This window comes from Rhodocytophaga aerolata, from assembly GCF_030503435.1.
GTDB classification, from domain to species: domain Bacteria; phylum Bacteroidota; class Bacteroidia; order Cytophagales; family 172606-1; genus Rhodocytophaga; species Rhodocytophaga aerolata.
Window position 1 is genome coordinate 80,511 of record NZ_JAUKPO010000022.1, and the last position, 24,543, is coordinate 105,053.

Annotated in this window: 20 protein-coding genes; 12 read left to right on the plus strand and 8 right to left on the minus strand. The window is 38.0% G+C overall.

The genetic code is table 11. From position 1 onward, the window contains the following. The first annotated feature begins 69 nt into the window (after positions 1–69). Together Q0590_RS26240 and Q0590_RS26245 are read left to right on the plus strand one after the other, a co-directional pair. Complete coding sequence (locus tag Q0590_RS26240; RefSeq protein WP_302040607.1) at positions 70–945, plus strand: glycosyltransferase family 2 protein; 876 nt, start codon at positions 70–72, stop codon at positions 943–945. A gap of 2 nt (positions 946–947) precedes the next feature. Beyond that, positions 948–2,675, plus strand: coding sequence for a carbamoyltransferase family protein (locus tag Q0590_RS26245; RefSeq protein ID WP_302040608.1), 1,728 nt, complete (start codon positions 948–950; stop codon positions 2,673–2,675). A gap of 89 nt (positions 2,676–2,764) precedes the next feature. On the opposite strand, the gene Q0590_RS26250 is transcribed toward Q0590_RS26245, so the two are convergent. From Q0590_RS26250 to Q0590_RS26275, 6 genes are all read right to left on the minus strand, one after another. After that, the gene (locus Q0590_RS26250; protein WP_302040609.1) at positions 2,765–6,142 is read right to left on the minus strand and encodes a glycosyl hydrolase family 28-related protein; all 3,378 of its coding nucleotides are present in this window, start codon (positions 6,140–6,142) and stop codon (positions 2,765–2,767) included. Positions 6,143–6,481: 339 nt separating this feature from the next. After that, entirely contained in the window at positions 6,482–7,789 is a 1,308-nt protein-coding gene (locus tag Q0590_RS26255) for an LruC domain-containing protein (protein WP_302040610.1), read from the minus strand. A 133-nt stretch (positions 7,790–7,922) separates the two neighbouring features. Beyond that, entirely contained in the window at positions 7,923–9,272 is a 1,350-nt protein-coding gene (locus Q0590_RS26260) for an LruC domain-containing protein (RefSeq protein ID WP_302040611.1), read from the minus strand. A 64-nt stretch (positions 9,273–9,336) separates the two neighbouring features. Beyond that, complete coding sequence (locus Q0590_RS26265; RefSeq protein ID WP_302040612.1) at positions 9,337–10,353, minus strand: MraY family glycosyltransferase; 1,017 nt, start codon at positions 10,351–10,353, stop codon at positions 9,337–9,339. Positions 10,354–10,419: 66 nt separating this feature from the next. Further along, a complete protein-coding gene (locus Q0590_RS26270; protein WP_302040613.1) occupies positions 10,420–11,256 on the minus strand; it encodes a glycosyltransferase family 2 protein in 837 nt (278 codons plus the stop codon). Between the two features lie 556 nt (positions 11,257–11,812). Then, positions 11,813–13,468, minus strand: coding sequence for an alkaline phosphatase D family protein (locus Q0590_RS26275; protein WP_302040614.1), 1,656 nt, complete (start codon positions 13,466–13,468; stop codon positions 11,813–11,815). Positions 13,469–13,556: 88 nt separating this feature from the next. On the opposite strand from Q0590_RS26275, the gene Q0590_RS26280 reads away from it, so the two are divergent. The 6 genes from Q0590_RS26280 (at position 13,557) to Q0590_RS26305 (ending at position 19,774) form a co-directional block, all read left to right on the plus strand. Next, positions 13,557–14,237, plus strand: coding sequence for a GDSL-type esterase/lipase family protein (locus Q0590_RS26280; RefSeq protein ID WP_302040615.1), 681 nt, complete (start codon positions 13,557–13,559; stop codon positions 14,235–14,237). An 818-nt stretch (positions 14,238–15,055) separates the two neighbouring features. Then, on the plus strand, positions 15,056–15,625 hold the full coding sequence (locus Q0590_RS26285) for a Crp/Fnr family transcriptional regulator (RefSeq protein ID WP_302040616.1): 570 nt from the start codon (positions 15,056–15,058) through the stop codon (positions 15,623–15,625). A gap of 110 nt (positions 15,626–15,735) precedes the next feature. Beyond that, on the plus strand, positions 15,736–17,181 hold the full coding sequence (locus Q0590_RS26290) for a hypothetical protein (protein WP_302040617.1): 1,446 nt from the start codon (positions 15,736–15,738) through the stop codon (positions 17,179–17,181). A 27-nt stretch (positions 17,182–17,208) separates the two neighbouring features. Further along, positions 17,209–17,559 (plus strand): hypothetical protein, encoded by a 351-nt coding sequence (locus tag Q0590_RS26295; RefSeq protein WP_302040618.1) that lies wholly within the window; start codon positions 17,209–17,211, stop codon positions 17,557–17,559. A 41-nt stretch (positions 17,560–17,600) separates the two neighbouring features. Beyond that, entirely contained in the window at positions 17,601–18,191 is a 591-nt protein-coding gene (locus Q0590_RS26300; RefSeq protein ID WP_302040619.1) for a hypothetical protein, read from the plus strand. Positions 18,192–18,271: 80 nt separating this feature from the next. After that, entirely contained in the window at positions 18,272–19,774 is a 1,503-nt protein-coding gene (locus Q0590_RS26305; protein ID WP_302040620.1) for a hypothetical protein, read from the plus strand. Positions 19,775–19,791: 17 nt separating this feature from the next. Here the strand turns inward: Q0590_RS26305 and Q0590_RS26310 are convergent, their stop codons facing one another. Continuing rightward, positions 19,792–20,031 carry a hypothetical protein gene (locus Q0590_RS26310; protein WP_302040621.1) on the minus strand — a complete coding sequence of 80 codons (240 nt, stop codon included), beginning with the start codon at positions 20,029–20,031 and terminating at the stop codon, positions 19,792–19,794. 317 nt (positions 20,032–20,348) lie between these two features. On the opposite strand from Q0590_RS26310, the gene Q0590_RS26315 reads away from it, so the two are divergent. From Q0590_RS26315 to Q0590_RS26330, 4 genes are all read left to right on the plus strand, one after another. Beyond that, a complete protein-coding gene (locus tag Q0590_RS26315) occupies positions 20,349–20,672 on the plus strand; it encodes a helix-turn-helix domain-containing protein (protein WP_302040622.1) in 324 nt (107 codons plus the stop codon). Beyond that, on the plus strand, positions 20,669–22,012 hold the full coding sequence (locus Q0590_RS26320; RefSeq protein WP_302040623.1) for a hypothetical protein: 1,344 nt from the start codon (positions 20,669–20,671) through the stop codon (positions 22,010–22,012). Before Q0590_RS26315 ends, Q0590_RS26320 begins: the two co-directional genes overlap by 4 nt. After that, positions 21,990–22,589, plus strand: coding sequence for a hypothetical protein (locus Q0590_RS26325; protein WP_302040624.1), 600 nt, complete (start codon positions 21,990–21,992; stop codon positions 22,587–22,589). Before Q0590_RS26320 ends, Q0590_RS26325 begins: the two co-directional genes overlap by 23 nt. A 286-nt stretch (positions 22,590–22,875) precedes the next feature. Further along, entirely contained in the window at positions 22,876–23,367 is a 492-nt protein-coding gene (locus tag Q0590_RS26330; RefSeq protein WP_302040625.1) for an Xre family toxin-antitoxin system antitoxin, read from the plus strand. 534 nt (positions 23,368–23,901) lie between these two features. Here the strand turns inward: Q0590_RS26330 and Q0590_RS26335 are convergent. Continuing rightward, positions 23,902–24,333 (minus strand): Xre family toxin-antitoxin system antitoxin, encoded by a 432-nt coding sequence (locus tag Q0590_RS26335; RefSeq protein ID WP_302040626.1) that lies wholly within the window; start codon positions 24,331–24,333, stop codon positions 23,902–23,904. Positions 24,334–24,543 lie beyond the last annotated feature (210 nt).

The following is a 24,543-nucleotide window of genomic DNA, read 5'->3' on the forward strand; positions in this document are numbered from 1 at the left end:
TAAGCTTAAGTAGTCTAATAAGTTCTACTAATAAATCTTTTTAGATAATAAAATTTAAATTTATATAGTTTGAAAATCCCTCTTACTGTTATTATACTCACTTATAATGAAGCCAAAAATTTACCTACTGTATTACAAAGTTTGAATGAGTTTGTAGACGAGATATTTATAGTCGATTCTTATTCTACCGATCAAACCGTAGAGATAGCCAAATCATATGGTTCCAATGTTGTTCAGCACAAGTTTGAAACCCACACTAAACAATGGATTTTCGCTTTAAATAATCTGACAATTGCAAATAACTGGATTTTGGGCCTTGATGCTGATCAACAGATTACTACAGAATTAGTAAAAGAATTGATGAATTTATTCCAAACAGGCAATCCTTCGCATAGTGGATATTATATCAAGAGAAGAATGTATTTTCTGGGAAAGTGGATCAGACATGGAGGGTACTATCCAAGATATCTACTCAAGCTTTTTAGAAAAGATAGTGTGTATTTAGATGAAGGTGAATTGATGGATCATCATTTTTATGTAAACGGGAGTACCGCTAAATTACAATATGATCTAATTGAAGATAACAAAAATGAGACATTAAGTTTTTGGCTAGCCAAACATATCAGATATGCTTCTTTACAGGCAAAAGAGGAAATTGACAAAGCTAGACAATTACAAACAGCTAATGCTGATTTGTTTGGAAACCAGGATGAGCGCAGGCAATGGTTAAAAAAACTATGGGAACGATTTCCTCTTTTTATTAGACCCTTATTATACTTTTTCTACCGTTATTTTATTCAGTTAGGTTTCTTGGATGGAAAGCAAGGTCTAATTTTTCACTTCTTACAAGCTTGCTGGTACCGTTTCATAGTAGATGCGATGATCTACGAACAAGAGAAAAGCAAAATTAAAGATAAAATTAAGTCCGCACCAAAACAATTGTAGTTATGTATATTCTTGGATTAAATGCCTTTCATGGCGACTCCTCCGCGTGTATCTATAAAAATGGAGAATTAATAGTTGCTTCTGAAGAAGAAAGATTTAGAAGAATTAAACACTGGGCTGGGTTTCCTTCGGAAGCAATTAAGTTTTGTTTGAACGAAGCACAAATTAGCATTAAAGATGTAGTACATATAACTCTCTCCAGAGATCCAAATGCCAATGTTACAAGAAAGATGCTACATCTTGTAAAAAAAGGCGTAAGCCTAGGTAATTTGATAGATAGAATACAGAACCGAAATAAGATATCTTCAGTCAAATTACAGTTAGCTGAAGCTTTAGGTGTAGAGGAGAAGGAGATAAAAGCGGAAATACATAATATAGAACATCACCGAAGCCACATGGCAAGTGCTTTTTTTGCTTCTCCTTTTGAAGAATCCGCTATATTGTCTGTGGATGGCTTTGGTGATTTTACTTCTACTATGATAGGAGTAGGTAAAGGGAATAAAATAGAAGTATTGGATAGTGTAACATATCCTCATTCGCTAGGAATATTTTACACTACTTTTACACAATTTTTAGGCTTTCCTTATTATGGGGATGAATATAAAGTAATGGGTCTGGCACCGTATGGAAAACCATTATATGTTGATAAACTGAAAGATGTAATTAAGTTTACTGAAAATGGCTTTTTTTCTTTAAATGAGAAGTATTTTTTACATCCTACACAGGGTGTAAAAATGAGCTGGGAGGATGGTATTCCAGATATTGATAAACTTTATTCTCCTTATTTAATTGCGAAATTTGGAAATCCCAGACATAAAGAAGACTCATTAACAGATGAGCACAGAAATCTAGCTGCCTCTGTACAAAAGATAACGGAAGACGTGATCTTTTATATGCTTGATCATCTTCATAAACAAACTAGTATAGATAATATATGTATTACCGGAGGCGTAGCTCAAAACTCTGTTGCAAATGGTAAGATACTGTCAAGCACTCCTTTTAAAAAAATATATATACCCCCTGCTGGTCATGACGCAGGTACTTCAATTGGTTCTGCCCTATATTTATATAACCATTTATTAGATCAACCGCGGACACTACCAATGTATAATCCTTATACTGGAAGTAAGTACACTGTAGATGTGATAGAGCAACTTCTGCTTAAGCATAAGATAGTATATAAACGTTTAAACGATGCTGAGCTCTATGACCAAGTAACTAATTGCTTAATTGAAGGTGGGGTTGTAGGATGGTTTCAGGGCAGAGCTGAGTTTGGACCCCGTGCACTTGGCCATCGTTCGATATTGGCCGATCCACGAAGGAACGATGTAAAAGAGATATTGAATTTAAAGATCAAAAGGCGGGAGAGCTTTCGCCCATTTGCCCCTTCTATATTAAAAGAATATGTAAGTGAGTATTTTGAACAGGTAGATGATGTTCCTTTTATGGAGAAAGTGTTTTTGATAAAGCAGGACAAAAGAAAAGATATACCTGCTGTGACGCATGTAGATGGTACAGGTAGATTGCAAAGTGTAGATAAAAACGTGGAACCCAAATATTATAACTTAATAAATGAGTTCAAAAATAAAACTGGAATACCGGTTTTAGTGAATACTTCATTTAATGAAAACGAGCCTATAGTAAATAGTCCACAACAGGCTTTAGATTGTTTTCTTCGAACAAAGATGGACATGTTGGTAATGGAGAATATATTGATTAAGCGAGATTAGTTTATATCTGTTAACTTTAACAGGTAATATGTTAATTTCTCGTTGCAGTGATGACTAAAAATTTCTAGGAAGTAATATTTACAAAAACTCTATAATACTTTTGTAAATATTACTTTTTGAATGAATTTTTTATTTCTGCTTTCCATTACAAGTACAAAAACACCAGTAAAATTTTCTTTAGAAAAATCTAAGTATTTTTTTAATTCTCCTATTGTATTACTTTTATCAATTTGATAATAGAGTAATATCCCTAGACTATTATATAATGAAATAGTTACATCTTCATTTTTTTCTAAGCCTTTAGCATTTAATATAACTTTTCCTTCAGGAGTAGGATTAGGATAGATTATTAGTTTAATCTGATTTTTACTTTCTATTATGTTGTCGTTTTTTCTAGTTGAACTTGACATATAGGGCGAAAGGTATTCACTATCAATCACAGCAATAGTTGATGCATTAGGTAATAGCCATCCCACAGCTAATCTATCTCCACCTTCTCTTTCTTTATGCAGGGCTTCAATGTAGTATTTTTTGCCTGCCTGCAAATAAATAGTCACTGATCTTTGCGCTGGATATTTTGTCCATTCTCTTGAGAGTGTCCATCTAGGCACAGAAGCAATCAGTTGCTTATTAATGGGGTTTTCATCTGTGCTTATATACAATCCACTGTTATCATCTCCGGCAATATAAAAAATATAATTACCACTAATAGGTGTGCACAAATAACCTCGGATTCGCTGCCCATAGTTGTCACCTATATTGGTGGGCGCTTCAAAAGAAGAAAGCTGGGAAGTAGAAGTAGGTATAGTATTGACAGGTATCGCAGATACCTCTACACCTGGTATGTTAGCCCAATATTCTCTTAAAATGGTGCCTGTGGCTGTACAAGTAGGAGTAGATATTACAGTAACCTTAAAAGTTGCAGATATTGATACAGCGCCAAGATTATCAGTAGCGACTGCTGTGATTGAATAACTGCCAGTTGCTACTTTGCTCCAAATAATATTCCATCCATCTGCTCCATTCGTATCTTCGCCTAACTTAGTATTTCCTTGAAAAAACTCTACCTTGTTTATCTTTCCATCTGGATCAGTGGCTGATGCAGAAAAGGAAATTGTAGCTGGGGCTGTAAAACTTGAATTTTGATTAGGTGTTGTAAGAGTAACAATGGGTTTTTGGTTTTGAGAAGTTTGTGTAGGGATTATTCTGATTCCTATTTGTGTCTGTGAGACCTGGACTCTGTGCAAAATGAGGCCATTTACAGAAGTTTTATAAATAGGCCGATTTTTCCTTACCTGCTCTAACATGTTGCGTATAAAAGCCGGATCTATTGTACCTATATTATCTAATGGGTATGAACCATTATTATAAATACGGCTATTTAGCATAGCAGATTTAGCTAAGGGTGAAGTGTTACTATATGCTCCTTGTGTATTAAATTGATTACCTAAAGCTACAGCGTTTGTAGTACTGCCTTCTCCTTTCACTACAAACTTCCCATTCATATGGACACCTAAAAAGGTTGCTTTTCCATTGAAATTATCTACAGCAATAGTGACATCAGGAGTATTAGAGGCAAATATTTGTGCGCCATTCAGCGAAAATGTCCCTGTGCCTTTGAGATTTAAAAATGTGTTAGTGCCAGTTGAATAATGACTCTCATACCAAATATCCTGTGCCATTAGGTTTCCTCCATTATCAACATCATAGCTTAACATATTATTACTTGATGAGCCTCCATAAATAGTAAACCTTCCTGTTGTAGAAGGGCCTTCTCCAATGAGTTTTACGCTGATACCAGGATTATCTCTATGATTAAAATCATGTAATTCTGCATTAGTGTGAGAAAATCCTTCCATAGAGACTCCCAATTCTTTACCATCCCACACAGTTACTCCCTGCATAAATATTTGCTTTCCTACTTGGTCGCTGTGTTTCACAGTCAGGCCTATTCCCCGTTGGTTGTAATTTCCGCGAATGGTGAATTCTTCTAGTACTAAATGATCAGCTCCCTCTAAGCGCATCACATCCTCTCCTGCCGGACCAAACCAGGAAATATGAGAGTGAAAACCATCTCCAATGAATTGAATATCTGTACCTGATGGTACTACAATTGTTTTAGAAATAGCAAAACCTGTAGGTTTTAGATGAATTACTGGGCGTTGTCCAACTAATGCTGCTGCTGAGTCAACTATTTTTTGAAATATACCATCTACCCAGCCAGCAGGTAATTCAAAAATTTTTCTATTCTTTTTGACTGGAGTAGCCTGTAAAGCTGGCTCAGCAGGGTTAATCACATTGCGAGTTTGGACTATATCATCAATAGTTATCCATTTCTCTTTTCCAAAAATAGGATTTGGAACAGTAAAAGTATTTCCAAGTGTCATTAAATCTCCTTCAGAAGTTACTACTGGCCCTATTTGGCCTTCGCGGCTTCTAACAATATTATCAAGTAATGTAATAGGACCTTTATTATAAAATCGTATAGGTGTTTGATCTAAGGGATCTAAGATGATATTATTTTGTAATGTAATAGGGCCTCCGTTTTGACCAATGGGTTCACCCACAAAAAAAGCCTTTGAGCCAATGGAGTAGTTATCCCTAATGGAAAAAAACATTGTGTTACGCATGCTGATATCAGCGTAAGTAGAACGTTTGAAGATGCTTTGAAATACATGAAAATTACCTGCTCCGCCGGTAGGTGGATCATTTGTAACACCTACTCTACAATCCTCAAAATAGGAGTCCCATATGTACCAATCTAGTGCATTGAAGCTTTCAATGCTCACTCCTGCAATAGAGTTGCGGATAAAACGACATCGCAGAACAGAGGTTTCTGCATCCATCATGTGTGGTTTGCCCCCCCTTATACCATGCCCTACATTCATGAATGTCTCATCTGCATGTTCATTATGTGTTACTGCAAAACCAGTAGAACCATCCCATTTATGTGCAATGGCTGTATTAGCTTTACTTGAGCCGTCCCAAGTAATTCTAGTGAAGCGTGAATATGATACACCATTTAAATACAGCATAGTGCCTTCAACAGCACCAACCCACTTAATTTTGGTAGTAGCTGGATCTTCTCCAATAATTGAAATATAGTGTCTATTTGACATGGTTAGGCCTGCGCTAATTAGGTAGGTACCAGGTGGTATATAAAGTACCTGTGGATTATTTTCTCCGCCTATGCCAATTTCATTAAGAGCCTTTTGAAGAGCTTGGGTGTCGTCTGTTGTGCCATCACCTTTGGCACCATATTTTGTTTTTACATTAACCCAACTTGAAAATGGCCCAACGAATTCCTGAGGGTTAGGAACATATGATTGCCCACTAACAGGATAATATAAAATAATAAGAGAGACAATATATAGTAAAGTAATGTATACATTGGACCATGTTTGAAAAACAAGAATTCTTCTCTTAAAAATTTTTCTGCAATTTATTATCGTGTATTTGCTTACCATGGCATTTTAGTTTTTGAAGAGTAAAGTAGACATTAGATGTGCTATAACAATTCAATGTCATATTAGTTAAAAAATAAATAATTCACCCATTTTCATAAATGCTTTCATTCTTTTATAAAAATAAGTGAAGTTTTAAGTAAAACAACTTTCATTAGTCGGATAATACAATAAAATAAGTTTCATTAATAATAGTTACCTAAAAGTATAGATTTATCATAGAGATATTTATAAGATTTTGATTATTTAATTTTAGAAAAGTAAAGAGAGTGTTTTGATAAATTTTACTTAAAACAAAAAAGCGGACATGTGTCCGCTTTTTTCAATCATCAAATAAATCAGTTAATTATTGCAAGGAACAATTGTTTTAGAATCTATAAAATTTTGATACCATAAGGGTTGTTCACCTCCGGATGATCTGCCCCATTCATCAAATTTAGGAAAGGCCACATACATAGGCACCTGTTCTAAGGCATAGCGGACAGTAAAATCAAATTGATCTCCTTTTAAATCATATTTTACAGGAACAAGCATCGCAAAAGGCATTCCGGTGTCCATGCTATTCTCCTTGTCATATCTGTAATTGGCATTCTTATCATTGGTGCTGGCAATGCCTGCAAATGGGGAAGAATCTATCGAAGCATTCTTTCGGGATAAGTGGACTTCTCTATCCTTTTTACCTTGTACCCTGATGAAGGGATTATAAGGAAAATCAGAGGTTACGACACTGGTGCTATTTACAGATATAGGAGTCTTGAATTCAATGGTAAGCTCTGCTTTGGGCAAGCCAGTGCAATTAGTGCTCTTATTTTTTGTATTAATGAAATCTGTACCTAATTGAGATGTTGTGAAAATATCAAAGACAGCTGATTTTGCTGCATTTGCGCCAAATTTCACCCCGCTTGGAGCGGTTCCCTGATAAATAATATTTCCATTCCCACCCTTGAGGGTAATCAGATTGATATTTGATGCATCTATATTATCTAGCTCTAGATGAAAACTGTTATCAAAGGTGGCCCCCAGGGCTTTTACATCAAATTTACACACTAATTTTGACATGGTATTGGCAGGATCAGGATAGATGCCATTAGTTAAAAATGTGTATTTGATTACTACATCATTCAGATCAAAATCGCCAGCGAAAGGCCAGTTATCCTCATACATGAGCAGGCCTTCAGTTTTATTGATATAAGGATAATATTCTTGTGAAATGCTTTCACCACCACCTGCAGCAATCCGTCCATTTTTACTGCCTGCTTTTACCTGATGTGTAATAGTGCTATTTGTTATAGGTAGGACAGCATCGCTTATGCCAGTATAATTATATTGAATATATACTTTTTCTTCACTCACTGGTATTGGTAGATGAACAGCTAATTTGCCTTCAACATCCGTTGCTCCGTGATACAGCAAATTGCCACCCTCAGCAGGATTGCCATCATAAATTCTTATATTAGGTAGCACTAAGGGAGCATTATCAGAGCCTAGTGCAGTTAAGTGGACGGAGCTAGATTTAACAGTAGCAAAGTCAAAATCAGCCGGGTAAGTTACTTCGGTTGTTTTTGGCCGGATTCGGTCTTCAAGGGCTTGACAAGAAAAGAGTGCAGCAGAAAAGCTACATGCAAGGGCAAAAGGATAGAGTTTTTTCATGTTAATAGTACCAGTTTTTAAGAGTTTTTAAGAGTTTTTAAGAGTGTTTAAGAGTGTTTAAGCTACACGATAACACCAGTAACTTTCTTTACTGGTGTTAAGTTTTGGTAAAGGAGGGCCGTAAATTTTTTATTTATTTACAAGGTATGACTGTATTATTCTTCGGCTCATAATACCAATTTGGATTACTTCCTCCCCCACTACTAGCCCAAGTAGCAAATGAAGGATATACATCATTTTGGTAAATAGCAGATCTTTCTTGAGGTATTAAAAATTTGAATCCAAGGGGAGTATTACCACTAGTCTTAACTGCAGGTACTAGTATGGCGAAAGGCATATTTTGTTCAGTTGATGCATTTCTTACAACTTTATAAACAGGTGTACCAATATTATCATTACTATTGTCAGGAATAGTATACGGATAAAGATTGTTGGCTCTTTGCGTTCTGGTCCTGTTTACTAGATGTACTTCTCTGCCTTTATTCCCATTAACGTAGATGAATGGATCGTAAGGGTGGTTTCCTAATCTCAAATTACTGATACCTAACCCTTTATCAACAGCATCATCATTAAAGGTAATTTCTAATTTTGCTGTAGGCAGTGAATTGCAATTTGTTTGTTTGTTTTTATCTGTACCTTGAAGATCAGCCGCTAAGTTAGTTGGAGAAAAAATATCAAAGAGTACTCCTTCACCATCCTCTTGTGAAACAGCTGAGCTATTTTTATAATTGGAAATAGGAGTGCCATTAACAGTTAATTCTATGTTTGCAATATCATCTAGTGTCAATGCGCGTTGATTTTTTGCTTTAGTTATTTTGATAGAGAAACCATTATCAAACTGCCCACCTATTGCAACTACATCAAATATAAGTTCTAATTTTCTTGTCCTTCCTTGGGGTAACCCTTCAGCTTTGAAATTATAATTATACTTTACAGCTAAGTCATTGAGATCAAAATCTCCTTTATAAGGCCAGTTATCTTCATACAAAAGATATCCTTTAAGCGTATTATCGAAACCATAGTAGGGGTCTGCCTCAGTAGCACTTAACCTTCCAGTTTTTGTACCTTCTGGTATAATAAAAGATTGAGAAATTCTTTCATTTACAATAGGTGTTTCTACATTACTTACTCCTGGAATATTAGTTTCTAGATAAACATTTTTAATGTGGGAAGGAAATGAATAAGCATCTGTACCTATCCCTTGTGTATCTGTGCCAGTAACATACAATAATGTACCTCCCATAGAAGGATCTTTATCATAAATTCCTATATACGGTATACTTACCGCATTACCTTTATCGTCTTTGGATGATAAATCGATAGTTACGTTTTGTATGGTGGCAAAATCAAAAGTTTCAGGAATGTTTAATTCTACCTCCTTTTTAGGACGTATTCTTTCCTCAAGTGCCTGGCAGGAGAACATTCCGAAGGTTAATAGCAAACCAAGAATGGGTAGTTTCAATTTTTGTGTAATTATATTCATATTCGAAATTAGTTGCATGGATTTAATTTAAGAACATTAATACTTTGATAACCTAGAAACTGAGTTAAGCAGCATCCATGATGACTTCCTCTTTGCTGCTTAATTTTTTATTTTTGCTGCTTAAAACATAAGGTATCTGGCTTAAAATGGTAGCTAGAGTTATCGTCATAAAAAATAGGAAGTTAAGCTCGGCATCAATAAAAGTGAAGCAAAAAATGATAAAGAAAATGTTTGTGCCATACAAAACCCCAGCAGCTTTCCTGTGATTGAAACCTAAATTGAGCAGCTGATGATGCAGATGATTCCGATCTGCATGAAAAGGAGATTTTCCTTGCCAGATTCTAATGATAAAAACGCGCAAAGTATCAGCAAGGGGTATAATTAATATGGATAAAGCAATGGCAGGTGTAGGCAAAATTACTTGTCCAAATAAGGGGATCACCTCAATATTTAGCAAGCGGACAGTTAAGATAGATAGAACTAAGCCTACAACCAGCGATCCGCCATCTCCCATAAATATCTGTGCCGGGGAGAAATTATAGCGTAAGAAAGCAAGTAAGGCGCCTGTCAGGGAAAAAGCTATCAGTGACAAGATGGGATGATCAGCGAGCAAAAAGAAGATACCAAATATAAGGGAAGCAATTACTCCAATACCACCTGCGAGGCCATCTATGCCATCAATTAGATTAAATGCATTTACAATGACAATAATAACAAAGATGGTCAACCCTACACTCACGGCTGGCAGTAATTCATACAGACCAAATAATCCATGTAGATTATTGATCTGGATCTCTCCCCATACGACCAATAAAAGGGAAGCTACAATCTGACCAAAGAGCTTCTTGTAAGGATCTATAGAGACTATATCATCTTTCAAACCCAGCAAAAACATGATCACTAGAGATAAAATCACCCACCGCAGGTGTATGAACAACTCTGGCTGGCTCCAAAAAATAATTGAAAAAAATAAGCCAGAAAATATAGCTACTCCACCAAGTGCCGGGATAGTTTTTTTATGAATTTTCCTACTGTCGGGTTCATCAAAAAGATTGCGGATACGAGCAACCCGTAATACCATAGGTATGGCAAAGTAAGTGATTAAAAAAGAGCTGATAAAGCTAGTGAAAAGGGTAAGCATATGAAATCAATTAACAGAAGTGGATACTGCTTTATAATCAACTTTTATAGGAGTGGAATAGGTATTGAGTTGTTTGGTTAGCTCAGTTTTATAGGAATTAAACAAGAATTGTTCAACTTTTCGTAACGGTTTTAAAATTAGTGTTAGTAGATTCGGGTTTATGTTGTTTAATTGCCAGGCTAAATGATCTTCTCGGTTGGCTTTTAACCGGTTTGATAGGCTCTGATTGCTTTTGCCTCCAGCCCGCATGAAGACTAAGACTTCAGGCAGGTAGGCGACAGAGATTTTATGTTTATGGATCAAACGCAGCATCAACTCGTAATCCGCTGCTGATTTAAGCCTGGTATCAAACCCATTGTATTTGTTGTATACCTCCCGCCGAACAAAAAACGTAGGATGCGGTGGCATCCATCCGTGAAGGAAACTTCCTTCTTTGTACTGGCCAGATTTCCAGTAGCGGAGGATTTTAGATGTATCCCTTGCCTCCACATAAGCCAGATCTCCATAAACACTATCAGCATTTGTCTTTAGAAAAGCTTTAGCAACGTGGGAAAGCACCTGAGAATCTCTGTAAAAGTCATCGGAGTTGAGTATTCCTATCACATCCCCTGTGGCCATAGCAATGCCTTTGTTCATCGCATCATAGATACCCTTATCTGGTTCTGAAATCCACCGGATAGATGGATGCCCATACGAAGCAATAATATCTTGGGTGCCATCACTAGAGTTGCCATCTATGAGGATATATTCTATGTCATTGTACGTTTGAGAGAGTACTGAGCGGATCGTTGCATCAATAGTTAGGGCACTATTATAGGCAACAGTGATGATAGAGATTTTCATAATAGCTAAAGTGCTTAGGTCAAAATAGGCAATACAAATTATGTTCAGTAATAGATATACTGAATTAAAGAACAAATAGTAAAATTCTATGATTAGCTAAAATTGTTACATAATAAATTCAAGTTTGTTTAATACTAAAATAACAAGCAATACCTATAAGTCACACTTTTTTGAAGAGTCTGACAGGTACTGATTAAAATTAAGAGCTGGAAAGTTTTTATGAAGAGCTGATCTGTAATATTAGGAATAAAACTAGATTTTACAATAATACAAAACAACAATTTTTAAAATTACTATAAATTTTATGTGCTGGTGATCGTAGGATAAATGCTAAACAGAAAGAAAAAAAGCATACTTGGTCAAATCTTTTTTGACCCTTATCTTAAAATAATCTTTATGTAAGGATTGTCTTACTACTATCAAAAATATGGGTTAGATTTTGAAAAAAAAATACCTAATTCTAGGTATTTTTTTATTAATTATTTTGCCTTTACTTCTTAAAATTCAATAAAATAACGAATAAATCATACGAAAGCAAAGAATGGTTATTTTGACTTCATTTACTGAAATGATTTTGTTTATCAAGCGTATGAAGCGATTCAATAAGTGTTTCTTTTGAATTTTTCTTAAACTTATCCTCAATAAAATACCAGCTTGCCTGCGTTTTAGATTTTGACACTTCTAGCAGTAGATAACCATGTTCGGTTAGGTCCACAAATTTTAAATGCGGGTTGGGATTAAAATTAAAGGGAGGAGGAAGAGGCTTATTCACTCTTTCCTCAAAAGCTTTTGTCATCACACTTCCAATTTGCTCATCAAAGTTAGCAGAGGTGATACTTGGGGTGGCAAATTCAACGGCAAGAGATCCTTTCCCATCACTTGATTGATAGGTTGCTTTTTCGCCCATTCGGCTCTCATCTGTTGGCCGCAGCGATACATCAAAAGCTAGCGAGCAATGCATACTGGCAGAAAGAATTACTACATTGTCAATACGATTGGATGAGATAAACTCTAGAATGCTGTCACGCTCAAGTGGATACCCTTGCCAGTAATCAAGCAGGTTATTTTCAAGCCCTGTGACCTGAGAGGCAAAAGGCCCAATCTTAGCCCAGCTTACATAAAAAGGAGAGAAGATCACCTGGTTTCCGATAACTTTCCATTGAGCCGTAGAGCTTTTAAGTTTAGTAAGCAGCCACTGTTTTTGCCTGCTACCTAGAAGGGTTCTATCAGGATCATACAAGGCACTACTGGACGCATCGTAGATTTGCTTATCCCGGCCTTCAAGCCTTGTATCGAGCATAAAAAGCTCCATGAGATTTCCATAGCTGATGGACCGGTAGATAGAAGGACCATTTCCCCGGATAGGCATCCACTCAAAATAGGCTTGACGGGCCGCTTCTTTACGTTCTTGCCAGGATCCATCTGTTAGTGGGTTATGGGCTTTTGCCCCATCTCGATGCGCATTATCGGCTGTTTCATGATCATCCCAGACTGAGATAAAGGGATGCACCTGGTGGGCCCGGTTTAAAGCCGAATCAAGGTGACTGATCGCATACCGCTCGCGATAATAAGAAAGCCACCAGGCTTTGTTTTTTTTTCTGCCGGGATTATCTATGCTCTTTATATCCTTCCGACCCCTTTGATCAAAATCCCGTTCCGTACCTTCATAAATATAATCTCCTAGGTGAATAACTGCATCCAGGTTCTTTCTATCAGCAATGCGGTCCAGAGCACTGAAATAGCCTTCAGCGTAATTGCTGCAGGAGACGACAGCAAACTTTAGGTTAGCTACATTTTGCAAGGGTGTTGTTTTTGTACGTCCTATAGGCGAATAGCTGCCCATGGTAGAAAAGCGGTAGTAATAGGTTTGCCCAGGAGAGAGTTTTGCAGCATCTATTTTAATTGTATAGTCTTTTAAAGAGTCAGTTACTACTTGCCCGCTTTGCAAGATTGTGCGTATAAGGCTATCCCGGCTAATCTCCCATTTAACTGATATTTTGCCTGCTAGCTGGGAAGAAATCCTTGTCCAAAGAATTACCCGGTCTGCTGCAGGATCTCCGGAAGCTACACCATGTTGAAAAAGTGGGACTGTCTTAGCTTCTTGCCCATAGCTTAAGAAAGGATGAATGATAAATAAATTAAAGCAAATACTTAATTTTAGCAATAGCTCATTTGAGAAGAGGAGAATGGAGAAATTTTTTGCCTGATACATGACCTATCCTTTAACTTGAAAAAAGTAAACCCGGGCCAAAGATTATTATGTAATTAAGCCAACAATAAATAAGTGTAAATTAAAGTATATGAAAATAAATAAACAAAAATTCATTCTTCTTTTATTTTGTGGGTCTATTCTGTTAAATGTCATCTTGCTATCTGTTGTTGGGTATAAATTGTACTGGCGTTACTATACACGCACTCATGGGGATAGAAATTTTATGAGAGCAGAAGTATTTGAGAAGATGCCAAACAGCATAGGCAAAATTATTTTCTTAGGAGATTCTCACACAGATCATTTTGAAGTCTCAGAACTTTTTGAAAATGCTACAATCTTGAACCGAGGGATTTCAGGTAATACTTCCTCAGACGTTATGGATAGGCTCGCTGAAGTTATTAACAAAAGACCTGCAAAATTATTTATAATGGTAGGAATTAACGATTTCACGTATAGTCTTACAGAAGAAGTTATAGTTAATAATTATAGGCAAATAATCCACTCAATCAAAGAATATAGCCCAGCCACAAAAATATATTTTCAGAGTATTTTACCTCATTATTGGACGAATAGCAAGATCAAAAGTATTAATAAGGCATTAGAACTCCTATGCAAACAGGAGCAAATTGCATATATTGATTTGTATACTGCTTTTGAAGCAAATGGTGCATTAAATAAAAAATATGATTGTGGAGATGGAGTTCATCTAAACGGAGATGGCTATTTACTCTGGCGTGATATGATAATTACATATGTAAAGGAAAGATAGTATTTTTTACGTTAATTTATAGCAAAATCAAATGCTGACTTGATTCATATACTATTATTACTTTTATTCCATTATAAAAAGATAACATCTAAGATTATTTGAGTGTAGATTAATGGATCAGCCATATTAATGGATATAAAGCTACAAGGGTACGACAGATTTATATAAAGAACTATTGTCTAAAGCTGATAGAGAAATTTATGATACTTCTACAAGCTTTGTAGAAAAAAGCTATAATAAAGCTAACATAGGCGTTAGTTGTCAGCAGGATAGGTATGTTAATAATGCAATTGGTATTAGTCTAGAGTGTTCGAGCTGGAAAAGCCCGTAAGACCTGGCAGTACTCGAAAATGTAAACAGAGGAGTATGCTGCATCCTCTTTGATTCTGCAATTGGTTTATTATAAAGAGGGTTAGTGAATCAAAATAGATTGGAGCTAAGTAAAGTTGTCAGTGCACACAGCATATGGTAGGTTAAATAAATCCAAAGCATAACTTTAATCTTTGTAGGCTTTAACTTAAGGTAGTTTTCATCGGAAGGTAATAGATAATAGGGTAAATAATAAGTTGTTGCTGCACAAATATGTGAGCAGAGAGCATACTATGATTACAGATTGGCATGAAATATTTCTACTTTCTTAAGCAGTACAGCTAACTAGTACTAGTAATAGCAACAAAGTAAGTACACGTATATACTTAAAATGTAATAAGAGAGTTCTTAAATTAGAACTCTATACGATCGTTGTAGGATGAAATAGATTCCGATTTTTTGTATAGCTGCACCAATGTCGTATTTATGCAGAAAAAAAGAGTATGCATATGTACGATTCTTTGTTTGTATTTCTTTCTCAGTTAAATACCGTATCCGGTGAATTAAAAGAGGCTATTACTCGTTGCCTGACTAAACAAGAATTAAAAAAGAAAACCCTTCTTTTACAAGAGGGCAAAGTATGTGATCGGGTATATTTTATAGAAAAAGGACTGGCCAGGGCCTATTATTTTATGGATGGGCAAGAAATCACCTCCTGGTTTATGAAAGAGAATGACATGATTATCTCGGTCTACAGCTTTTTCTCCCAGCGGATCAGTTATGAAAATATGGAGCTTGAAGAAGATTCCATTCTGATTTCTATTACCAATAAAGATCTGCAAATGCTCTACAGGCAGTTTCCAGAGTTCAACTTTTTTGGACGTGTACTTACCGAGGATTATTATGTTCGCAGCGAAGAGCGCATTATATCCCACCGCATGCAAACAGCGGAACAACGCTATGAGGCCTTATTTAAATCGAGCCCTTCTTTATTTAACCGGGTATTGAACAAGCATATTGCTTCGTATCTGGGTATGTCAGCAGAAACGCTGAGCCGGATCAGAAAAAAGAGAAAATAACCTGATATTTTCCTAGCCCTATTTCTTGATATATATCAAGCAGTTTTGGTTAGTGAGTGGCTAGTTTTACAAAAAAATTAATCATTCTCTAACAAATCCAAACAACTGCTATGAACAAGCGTATTACTTTACTCTCTTATTTGCTATCTCTGCTTCTTGTTTTTCTAAATGCCTGCAAAGAAAAAGAAGCTATAACACCCCAGTCAACTAAATCCCCAATTAGCCTACCAGAGGCGAGGCAATGGTATGAGGAGCACTATGCGAGTATAACAGAAATCCCAGATCCGGTAGGCAAAATAAATTATTCTATTAAACGTAAGCTCTTATGGGAGTTTGCCCAGAATTTTCGCTTGCCCAATGGTCTGGAAGCCCTCAGCATTCCACTGGAGTACGATAGTAAACATCACCTAGGCAAAGGCAATCAAACCAAACTCATTCTATTCATAGATAAAGAGGGAAGGTTCAATTTGCAGATCATGAAAGTGATTGGCAGCACGAAATTCTTTAGAGAAAATACTCAATTGCAATCACTATCACATTTTACTGGCATGGTAATGATGTATGACTGGCAGGAAAACTTTTTAAGCGGGGTGAAATATACGGAAGGGCACATAACAGGAGAGGTAACACCAGCATCCCATTTAAAAAATAGCCGGGTGAGTGGGGTATGCCAGGAGGTACGTATCGAATATTATGTGGATGTATGTATCAATAAAAATTGTTCCGGGCAACGGCTAGATTATGCAGAAACAGTATATGTTTGTGCAGGTGGCTCTAGTGGTAGCGATTTGGGGCTTTCAGCCGCTAACGCTGGAACAGGGGTAAGTTACGGAAATGGCGTTGAGAATACAGCCGGGTATGAAAACGAACATACCAGGTCGGAAGAAACCAAAAGACAGGCAGTTGTCCGGGATGGAGAAAGCGATTTGTTCATACCTGGAATTGACAACCCAGCTATTGATTTAAAGGCTTTTTTGGCATGCTTTGGCACAGTTCAATCCGAGGATTATATCTATAGCATTACCATATATGTTGAAGAGCCAGAGCCAGGAAGTAGTTCTTCTTCAACATTTACAGGGAATGTTGGCCACACATGCATAGGTTTCACAAAGGTTAATAAAAACGATCCCTCTTCTTCTATTAATCAAATAATTGGCTTTTACCCCCAAATAGGTAAGAAATCACTAACATTTTTACCTACAGCTTCTGAAATACATAACAATGGAGATAGTAATCCTGAGAGAAGAACTCAATATACTATAAGTAGTACCTATGATGTTAGTCCAACGGGTTTTCAAGCTGCTATCCAAACAGCAGATGAACTATCTTCATTACCTTACGATCTAAATGAGAATAATTGTACAGACTATGTATTCAATATAATGAATAGCGCAGGTGTGAATGTTCCACAAAATAAAGGTGCAATGGTTACTACTACAGGACATAATCCAGGACAGTTAGGATATGACTTAAGAAAATTCAAAGAGGCAAATCCAGATGCCAAAGTAAATCTTACTGCTGGTCTTACAATGCAAAGCAAAGGAAGTTGTTACTAAGAAATAGGATTATAAACATTAAAGAATATGACAAGGAAAACAATAATAAAAATACTTATTGCGACTTTGATTTTAGCATTAATAACCAATTATACGCCTATCAAAGGAATTTTAGAACTTGAAAAAGTATACTTTTATTCGACCTTTAATGGAGAGCTACAAACAGCTGAAAGACCTTTCAAAGGATGTAATTATAGTTGTGTAGAAATGGTGCTACAAGAGTTTAAGCACAACCATCCAGGTGCTAGTGATACAATACTCTATCGTACGTTTAAAAGAAACCCACTTCTTATCTGGCGTTGGCATGACTACCTGTTTCATCCCAGGTATAAACTGCCTTATCTCCATCCTGAGCAGGTAAAAAGAACTGCCTCCTAACGATTCTCAAAAAGTGAATTTATACTAATTCATCTACGGCTATGTTAAAAATACTGTTTTTTAAACTAACGCTATGTCTGTTAGTTTACGGGGAAGCTTATTGCCAAAAAAGTAGCCTCTCTCAACGGGAAAGGCAATTAGAAAACAAGTTCTGGCGCTTATGCAAGTATGTTAAAAGGACGCCTTTTGAAGACTTAAGCGAAGAAAAGCTCTTTGGTAGCTATCTAGCTTATTATTTCTCCCCAACTGATACGCTACAGGCAGTTGATACCTTGCGCAGGGAATATGACTGGCAGATCTTAGAGGCTTTTGATGCTATACTCGATACAGTTAATTTAAAAGAATACACGGCGGTTCCCTGGAATAGCTATGTGCATACAGACCACTTGCCGAAAATGATTTGGGAAGCAAAGCCCCTGACCCATATTTTTGGCAAAGCACTCGAAAGAAAGCCCCAAAGTCAAGCCCAAAGAGTGGCTAAAGGGAAAAAGGAATTGGAAAGTACGCTGGTTATTTACCGGAAAAGTGATCCCCAAACGCCACGTCACTTCATCCTGTTCAATGAGGAAAAGAAAATCATTTCCTTAGTGCTCATAAGGCAAGGGGGGTTACATTATTTCTTAACTTTCTAACAGGCAGACGCACGGGGGCGCACCTGCTGGAAAGGGTAGTAGAAAATTTTATTTCAATTCATACCCAAACTTATAAAGAGTTGAAATACGAGTTTGCCGCATTAGATCAGTTCTTATCACAAGGTCTAAGCTCTTTTACTGATAGAGTAGAGGTTGCTAGCTTCATTAGGTACTTAAAACAACGGTTTTCCTATTGTGGAAGGCAACATCTGCTCTATTTCAAATTATCTTCTAATGGCAGCTATGGGCTTACCCAACGAAGAAGCCGAATTATTTTCGAGGCTGCCATGACCGTACCACCTGCTGGGGCAAGCCCTGCAAATGTAGCCTTGAAAGCTAGGCTACTCAAGGAGGCTTCTCTACATATTCCTTCGCTAAAAGCATCCACTCAAAGCTCACTGATAGATTTAGCTAAGGATGCCTTCCTGCTTGATTTGCTTGAGCCTATAGAATTTGAAGAGCTCACCCCTGCAGAGGCTAGCTATTATTTTTATCATACCTATATTCAAAGTCAAATAAGCGAAATTAAAAAGAATCTAACCGGCCATGTATTCACGCTAGGTGAAGAGAAGCAAATAAAGTTGTATCTGCATACGCATCAAGCAGCCCTTGAGACATTGTTGCAGACTGTTAGCATGCAGCTAGATGAAAAAAGCAGAAAAAGTATCTATGACTATCCCCTGGATTACTCGCTATCAGATATCTACAAAATGCTCTATACGGGCCTTGAATCTATACAATCCTACCTGGAAACCCATTTTACTTCCTACATCAATACAGTTCTGCTCCTTCCCTATAACAAGCGGCTATTCAGTGCAGCTGGGCTGACAAAGACCGCGCAAAGCGTGTATACCCATTTAGTGAAGAGCCCCGTAGATACTACGCTGCGTAGACTCCTGGAGATACCTCTGAAAAAGATGCTTTCTGTAATAGAGCAAGAGCAGTGGAGCTATGAAGATCTTTTTTACCATAAAAAACTCCTCACAACCCTTGAGCAGGCTTTCAAAGCGAAAGAGGTCTTATCCGAAGATACACTCCTGGATATTTTATTTACCATGAATTTTAATTCCTTAGATTTTTTTGACTACCTGACTACAAGAATTGAAAAATCAATAGAAGGCTATCAAGGCACGAGTAAAATTGCACAGCTCTATTACCTCAACAAAGTGTACAAGCAAAAAAGCATGCATACCCAGATGCGGTATAAGAAAACAATGCCACCAATTAAAGAGCAAGTGCTGGACTACCTGGCAGAAGAAATTATTTACCAGGAAAAAATGCTGCATATACAAGCCGATGAGCTAAAAATATCCTATGCAGAAATCAGTAAGCTAACCACAGGGCTTTCTGTTGGGCAATTAGCCTACCTGTTTAGAATCCTACAGGAAACAGAGGTAATTGGGGTTAAAAGTGGAAATGAACTTTTTAGGTTCTTGCAAAGCAGTTTTAGCAGTAAGCGGCAGGAAACCATATCAATTCATACACTAAGCAACAAATATTATAATGTGGAGGAGTCAACTAGAAAAGTGGTAAAGGAAGTGGTGATTAAATTACTCAACCATATCAATAAAACAAAAGGATGAACCTTTCCCAAAATAGGTTACTCTTCTTTGAGCAGGTGCTCACAGCCGTTAGCTTCTAGCAGCGTGTATAGGCTTTTTAAACAGCGGTAGCCGAATCCTTCCATGTTAAGTAATTCCGGAGCGCTATAGACAAGCAGCTGCTCAAGGTTAGCTATCTGCCATGCGTGCATAAAACTAATAAGCTCGTCAATGACAGGCAGGTGGGCCGCAGGCATACTCAGTATATCTAGTTGCCTCTTCTTTACGTTCGCAGACATGTCTTCAGGTGTAATAACTATAACTTTAGCAATAAGAGCAATAAGGGCATGTAATTTTAGTGTCAATGCATCCAGATAGGAAGGCCGAACCTGCACTAACTACCTCAAACGTATGCTTGGTAAACGTTTGGTTTTGCTTTCTTTTGCTAGATAAATATACCAATAATTCTTCGGTAAGTAAACTATTTTATAACTAAAATTTAGCTTTAATTAGCTATATTTCAAAGTTTTACAAAAAGGTTGTACAACCCCTCTAACTGTTTTTAGTAAAGAGTTTTTCCTCTCTTTGTAGCCATCATCAAAACCCATTAAATGCTATGGCTGCACAAATCATCACCACCGAAGACCTTTACCTGTTTAAGCTGGAACTGCTTGAAGAACTGAAGTGTCTACTCATCCAAAACCCGCTTCAGACTAAAAAATGGCTCAAGTCGCCAGAGGTACGCGCCCTGCTTTCCATTTCCCCGGGTACCCTGCAACACCTTCGCGTTAATGGCACCCTGCCTTATACCAAAGTAGGGGGCGTGATCTATTATGCCTATGAGGATATTGAACGCATGCTTGAAAAGCATAAGCAGAACACGCAGGATAAAGGAGAAGAGAAGCCCAATAACAAACAAACTAAATCTAAAAAGCTATGAACAGTTATTTGCTGACCCGCTTTTTTTATGAGCAGATGGCCACCTGTGAGCCCATGCAACGAGGGTGCCGGACAGCCCACCAGGCGCTGTTTTTTCGCATCATCGAGCTGCAAAACCAGGTAGGCTGGAGCGTAGAAACCTTTGGTTTGCCGACTGAGAATACGATGTTTTTTTCTGCCATCGGCAGCTATAAGACTTATATTAACTCCCTCAAGGACCTGGAGGCTTGGGGACTGATTAAGCAGAGGAGCCTTGCTAAAAACCAGTATCAATCCCGCCAGATCAGCCTGTATACAGAGAAGTGGACTGCCTTTTTTGCCAAAGCAAACTGCTTGCAGCTACCAAAGCAAGAGCAAAGCACTGTCATGGCAATGGATAGTGCAGAGACCCATGCAGATACTTCTGCAGGTCTAATCCACGGCCCAGGCACAAACCCAGGCACTGCCGGCGCAGATGCCCCATATAAAACTTATAAACTAATAAAAGAACAAACTTCTAAACCAGTAAATGAGCAAACTATTAAAGAAGAGTATATAGTAAGGCAAGCAAAATCAAGGGAAGAGAATAGAATTGAAGATCAACTAGTGGATGATACAGTTATTCATTTTTCTACTAATAAAGAACTAGTAAGTGACTCCTCAGACGAACAGGTATCTTCTAGTGAAAAGAAAAATGTTGCGCCAAAAAGAAAAGAATATTGGACACAACCAATGGGTAATTTGGTGCAGCCACAGGAGAGTTCTCAGCTGCCAATTGATCTTACAGCAGAGCCAAGTATAGCTAAGCAAACAGAAAACCTCTCCATGCTTACCGGTGATTCATCACCGTCTACCAATAAACAGGCAAACAGTGGCAAACAGGCAGGACCACGCACGGTCTGCGTGGCAGCATCCCCAGAAAACCTTTTGGGAGTGGATAGATCAGGTGAAGATAGAGTAGGCGAGGATAGAAGAGAAGCAAGACCTGTAGGAAAGGGAAAGCAACAAAGGGCAGCCCTCAAGCCTGACCGGCTGTTTAGCGATTCGCTTTATAATGACAAATCCTTGTTTGTGCAAGCCTTTGCCGGCAGTGACTATGAGGGAGCCAACCTGGAATACTACTATGAGATTGTCAAAAACTGGTCAGAAAGTAAGCAGGCTAGGAAAAAAGACTGGATTGCGACGGTGAAAAACTGGATGCTGCGTGATTTTAAAGAAGGAAAACTTGTCACTTATTCCCAACCTACCCATGAACCTGCAAGCTATGGAAAATCAACCTCCCGCCACGCTTCCGCTCAAAACAGTTACTCCGTGCTTGGAGCGGCAGTTGATGCATATTTTGAAAGAAAATACGGTAAGTGAACTGCTCAAAAGCAGCCATCAGGAGCTTGAGATGCTGCTCTCAGAAATATCGCTGGAGGTAACGATGGAAAAAGCCCTGGCTGCCCCCAAGATTTTTCAGCTCAGGCAAACGCTGGGAGAAAAAGATCTGCTTAAACTGCTCTGCTTTATTTTGAAAGCCTTTGTTGATTCACTTAAAATCAAAGAGCGCTTATCCTATGCCGAGATTATTGAAACAGCCGGCCTGATCTTAGAGAAATATACCCATGAAAGCATCAAGGATATCATCTTAGCTTTTAAAGAGGCAAAGCTTTCCGGCCGCAAGTTTTATGGCAGTTTATCTATAGGCGTAATCTTTGAGATTTTAGGCGAATACTTTCTAAGGAAAGCAAAGTACCTGGAGGCAAGACAAGCAGATCTGCGGATGCAGGAGGCAAGTAACGAGGCCGCCTGGCTCTCTAGGATGCCTGACTATATGCGGCAGAAATATGCAAAGCTGCTGCCGGAGAATCATCCTAACCGGCAAGCGCTGCGCTTAAAACTTACCATTGATAAAAAGATACGCTTACCAGATATCGAAGAAGGTCCTGCTACATAAAATATGCTGCTAGATAAGACATGCTGCTAGATAAGACATGCTGCTAGATGATGGATGATTTTACATAAGACACGCTTTTACATAAAATATGATTTTACATAGGGCATGTTGCCACATAGGGTAGCAATTGAGAAATAGTAGTCGTACTTCCTTTTTACGAACCCTTTTTGCTAAGTAGCGGTCTTCGTTATATATTACAATGCTATATAGTACATTCAACGTTATATGTACTAGTTGTATGTACTATTAAATAGCTAGAAACATTTAGTTGAACAAAAGGAGGATTATGCTACTACAAACAATGGTTGAGCTAATGGGTGGCAGGCAGGTAATCAAAGAGCCTATTGGCAACAGCCTGGATTTTATGGAGCTCTGTCGTTGCGAGCAAATACCAGTTGATGCCCTGCGTTCTATTGGGCGCTTAATGAACTTCACAAACAAACAGATGAGTGATATGCTTGGTATCTGTGAACGTACACTGCAAAGGCGTTTCCAGGCTCAGGGAACACTTTCTAACGATGAGGCAGAAAAAACATTTCATATTGCCAAAGTAATTGCCAGAGGCATGGAGGTATATGGAAATTTAGAGGATTTTTCCTCTTTTCTGCACTCAGCTAGCCGGGCTTTGGGAGAAAGAAAACCAATAGAGCTGATGTGTTCTTCTATTGGAAGGGATGAACTGCTTCATCATCTGGGAAGAATCGAGTGTATTCCTAGCCTATATAAGCCTGAGACGAGTGAACTGCCTGCTAGCTGGCTACCTGGCTACCTGGAATAAAACCCCATATACAGCTAATATGTAGACATGATAGAGAATAGAACTATAGAAACTTTCTACTCAGCTTGGAAGATTCTTCCACATGCGTTTATCGAAATGAAAGGGAACAACTTTCAAGACCCTTAACCGGCTACTATCCTTGTGGTGCGGATTAATTAAGATGTTATAATCGTCTCCAACTACGGACGAAGCAGCCCGCAAACCAATAGACTCCCGGGATGAAGTCTAGTCCTGGCCAGCCTGCCGGGTAATATCTTCTTTAGCTCGCCAGTCTTTGCTTACTTGTGCTTCTCTTAGGTCAAGCATGCGGCCGATCGGCAAATAGAAATGAACCATAGAAAATATAGCTAGCCAGGTGGCAATCGTTACATGGACGGAAGGCTTCAGCTACCGCGAGTGAAGGATTGCTGGCCCTATAAAGCAGATGTGTCCCCTGCCGGTTCGGGTGGCCACCATACAGGTAAGCACCTGTACCACTTTTATCTTCCGCATATATAGGTTTAGTGAGACGGTATAGATTCATTAAAAAGGGGATCAGGCAAAAATTCCATGTTCTATCCGGCCCAGTTGTTTGAGCAACAAATCAATACCGGCGTGTGTTTTCAAAAGCTCTATGGGCCGTATAGTGCCAAGACCTGCATTTTCTACATGCAGCCAGCTAGCGAACCGCTTTTGACTGCCAAAAACTTCTTGTCCACGCTCAACTACTTTGGCGATCGCAATAAGACGGTCGCTTACAATAGCACTTAACAGGTCTTCATCCTTGTATCGCTGGATGTTGCGCAGGGTTACTGGCAGAAAGTTTACCAGTTCTTTTACTTCCATATCTACAGCCCCTGCCAGATGCAGGAGCGCGGATTTACGGATACCCATCAAGGCTGCCATAGCCAGGTCCTGCTCACTTGTAAAGGGTTTATCAAATACTTGCCTGCCTCCCAAAAGGGCATACACCTTAGTTAAGTTCAAATGCTCTGAATTTTATCTTTTAATTTAATGACATTTTTTGTGTTTTTATCAGATGGACTAGTAAAATGGATGCCCTTTTAAACAGCGCTTTACCTAGGACTTTTCAACGAAGCTAAACAACGAAGAATAGGCAATAGGTAAAACGTTGTATTCTTTTATTCGCTTTCACCCATAGAATCATAGGGAAAGTTCTACTTGTGACAAGCGCTT

Excerpts from the sequence above, each read along its gene's own strand:
- Q0590_RS26245 (WP_302040608.1), top strand. The coding sequence starts at position 948 with ATGTATATTCTTGGATTAAATGCCTTTCATGGCGACTCCTCCGCGTGT.
- Q0590_RS26250 (WP_302040609.1), bottom strand. The coding sequence starts at position 6,142 with ATGGTAAGCAAATACACGATAATAAATTGCAGAAAAATTTTTAAGAGA.
- Q0590_RS26255 (WP_302040610.1), bottom strand. The coding sequence starts at position 7,789 with ATGAAAAAACTCTATCCTTTTGCCCTTGCATGTAGCTTTTCTGCTGCA.
- Q0590_RS26260 (WP_302040611.1), bottom strand. The coding sequence starts at position 9,272 with ATGAATATAATTACACAAAAATTGAAACTACCCATTCTTGGTTTGCTA.
- Q0590_RS26265 (WP_302040612.1), bottom strand. The coding sequence starts at position 10,353 with ATGGTATTACGGGTTGCTCGTATCCGCAATCTTTTTGATGAACCCGAC.
- Q0590_RS26270 (WP_302040613.1), bottom strand. The coding sequence starts at position 11,256 with ATGAAAATCTCTATCATCACTGTTGCCTATAATAGTGCCCTAACTATT.
- Q0590_RS26275 (WP_302040614.1), bottom strand. The coding sequence starts at position 13,468 with ATGTATCAGGCAAAAAATTTCTCCATTCTCCTCTTCTCAAATGAGCTA.
- Q0590_RS26280 (WP_302040615.1), top strand. The coding sequence starts at position 13,557 with ATGAAAATAAATAAACAAAAATTCATTCTTCTTTTATTTTGTGGGTCT.
- Q0590_RS26285 (WP_302040616.1), top strand. The coding sequence starts at position 15,056 with ATGTACGATTCTTTGTTTGTATTTCTTTCTCAGTTAAATACCGTATCC.
- Q0590_RS26290 (WP_302040617.1), top strand. The coding sequence starts at position 15,736 with ATGAACAAGCGTATTACTTTACTCTCTTATTTGCTATCTCTGCTTCTT.
- Q0590_RS26295 (WP_302040618.1), top strand. The coding sequence starts at position 17,209 with ATGACAAGGAAAACAATAATAAAAATACTTATTGCGACTTTGATTTTA.
- Q0590_RS26300 (WP_302040619.1), top strand. The coding sequence starts at position 17,601 with ATGTTAAAAATACTGTTTTTTAAACTAACGCTATGTCTGTTAGTTTAC.
- Q0590_RS26310 (WP_302040621.1), bottom strand. The coding sequence starts at position 20,031 with ATGTCTGCGAACGTAAAGAAGAGGCAACTAGATATACTGAGTATGCCT.
- Q0590_RS26315 (WP_302040622.1), top strand. The coding sequence starts at position 20,349 with ATGGCTGCACAAATCATCACCACCGAAGACCTTTACCTGTTTAAGCTG.
- Q0590_RS26320 (WP_302040623.1), top strand. The coding sequence starts at position 20,669 with ATGAACAGTTATTTGCTGACCCGCTTTTTTTATGAGCAGATGGCCACC.
- Q0590_RS26330 (WP_302040625.1), top strand. The coding sequence starts at position 22,876 with ATGCTACTACAAACAATGGTTGAGCTAATGGGTGGCAGGCAGGTAATC.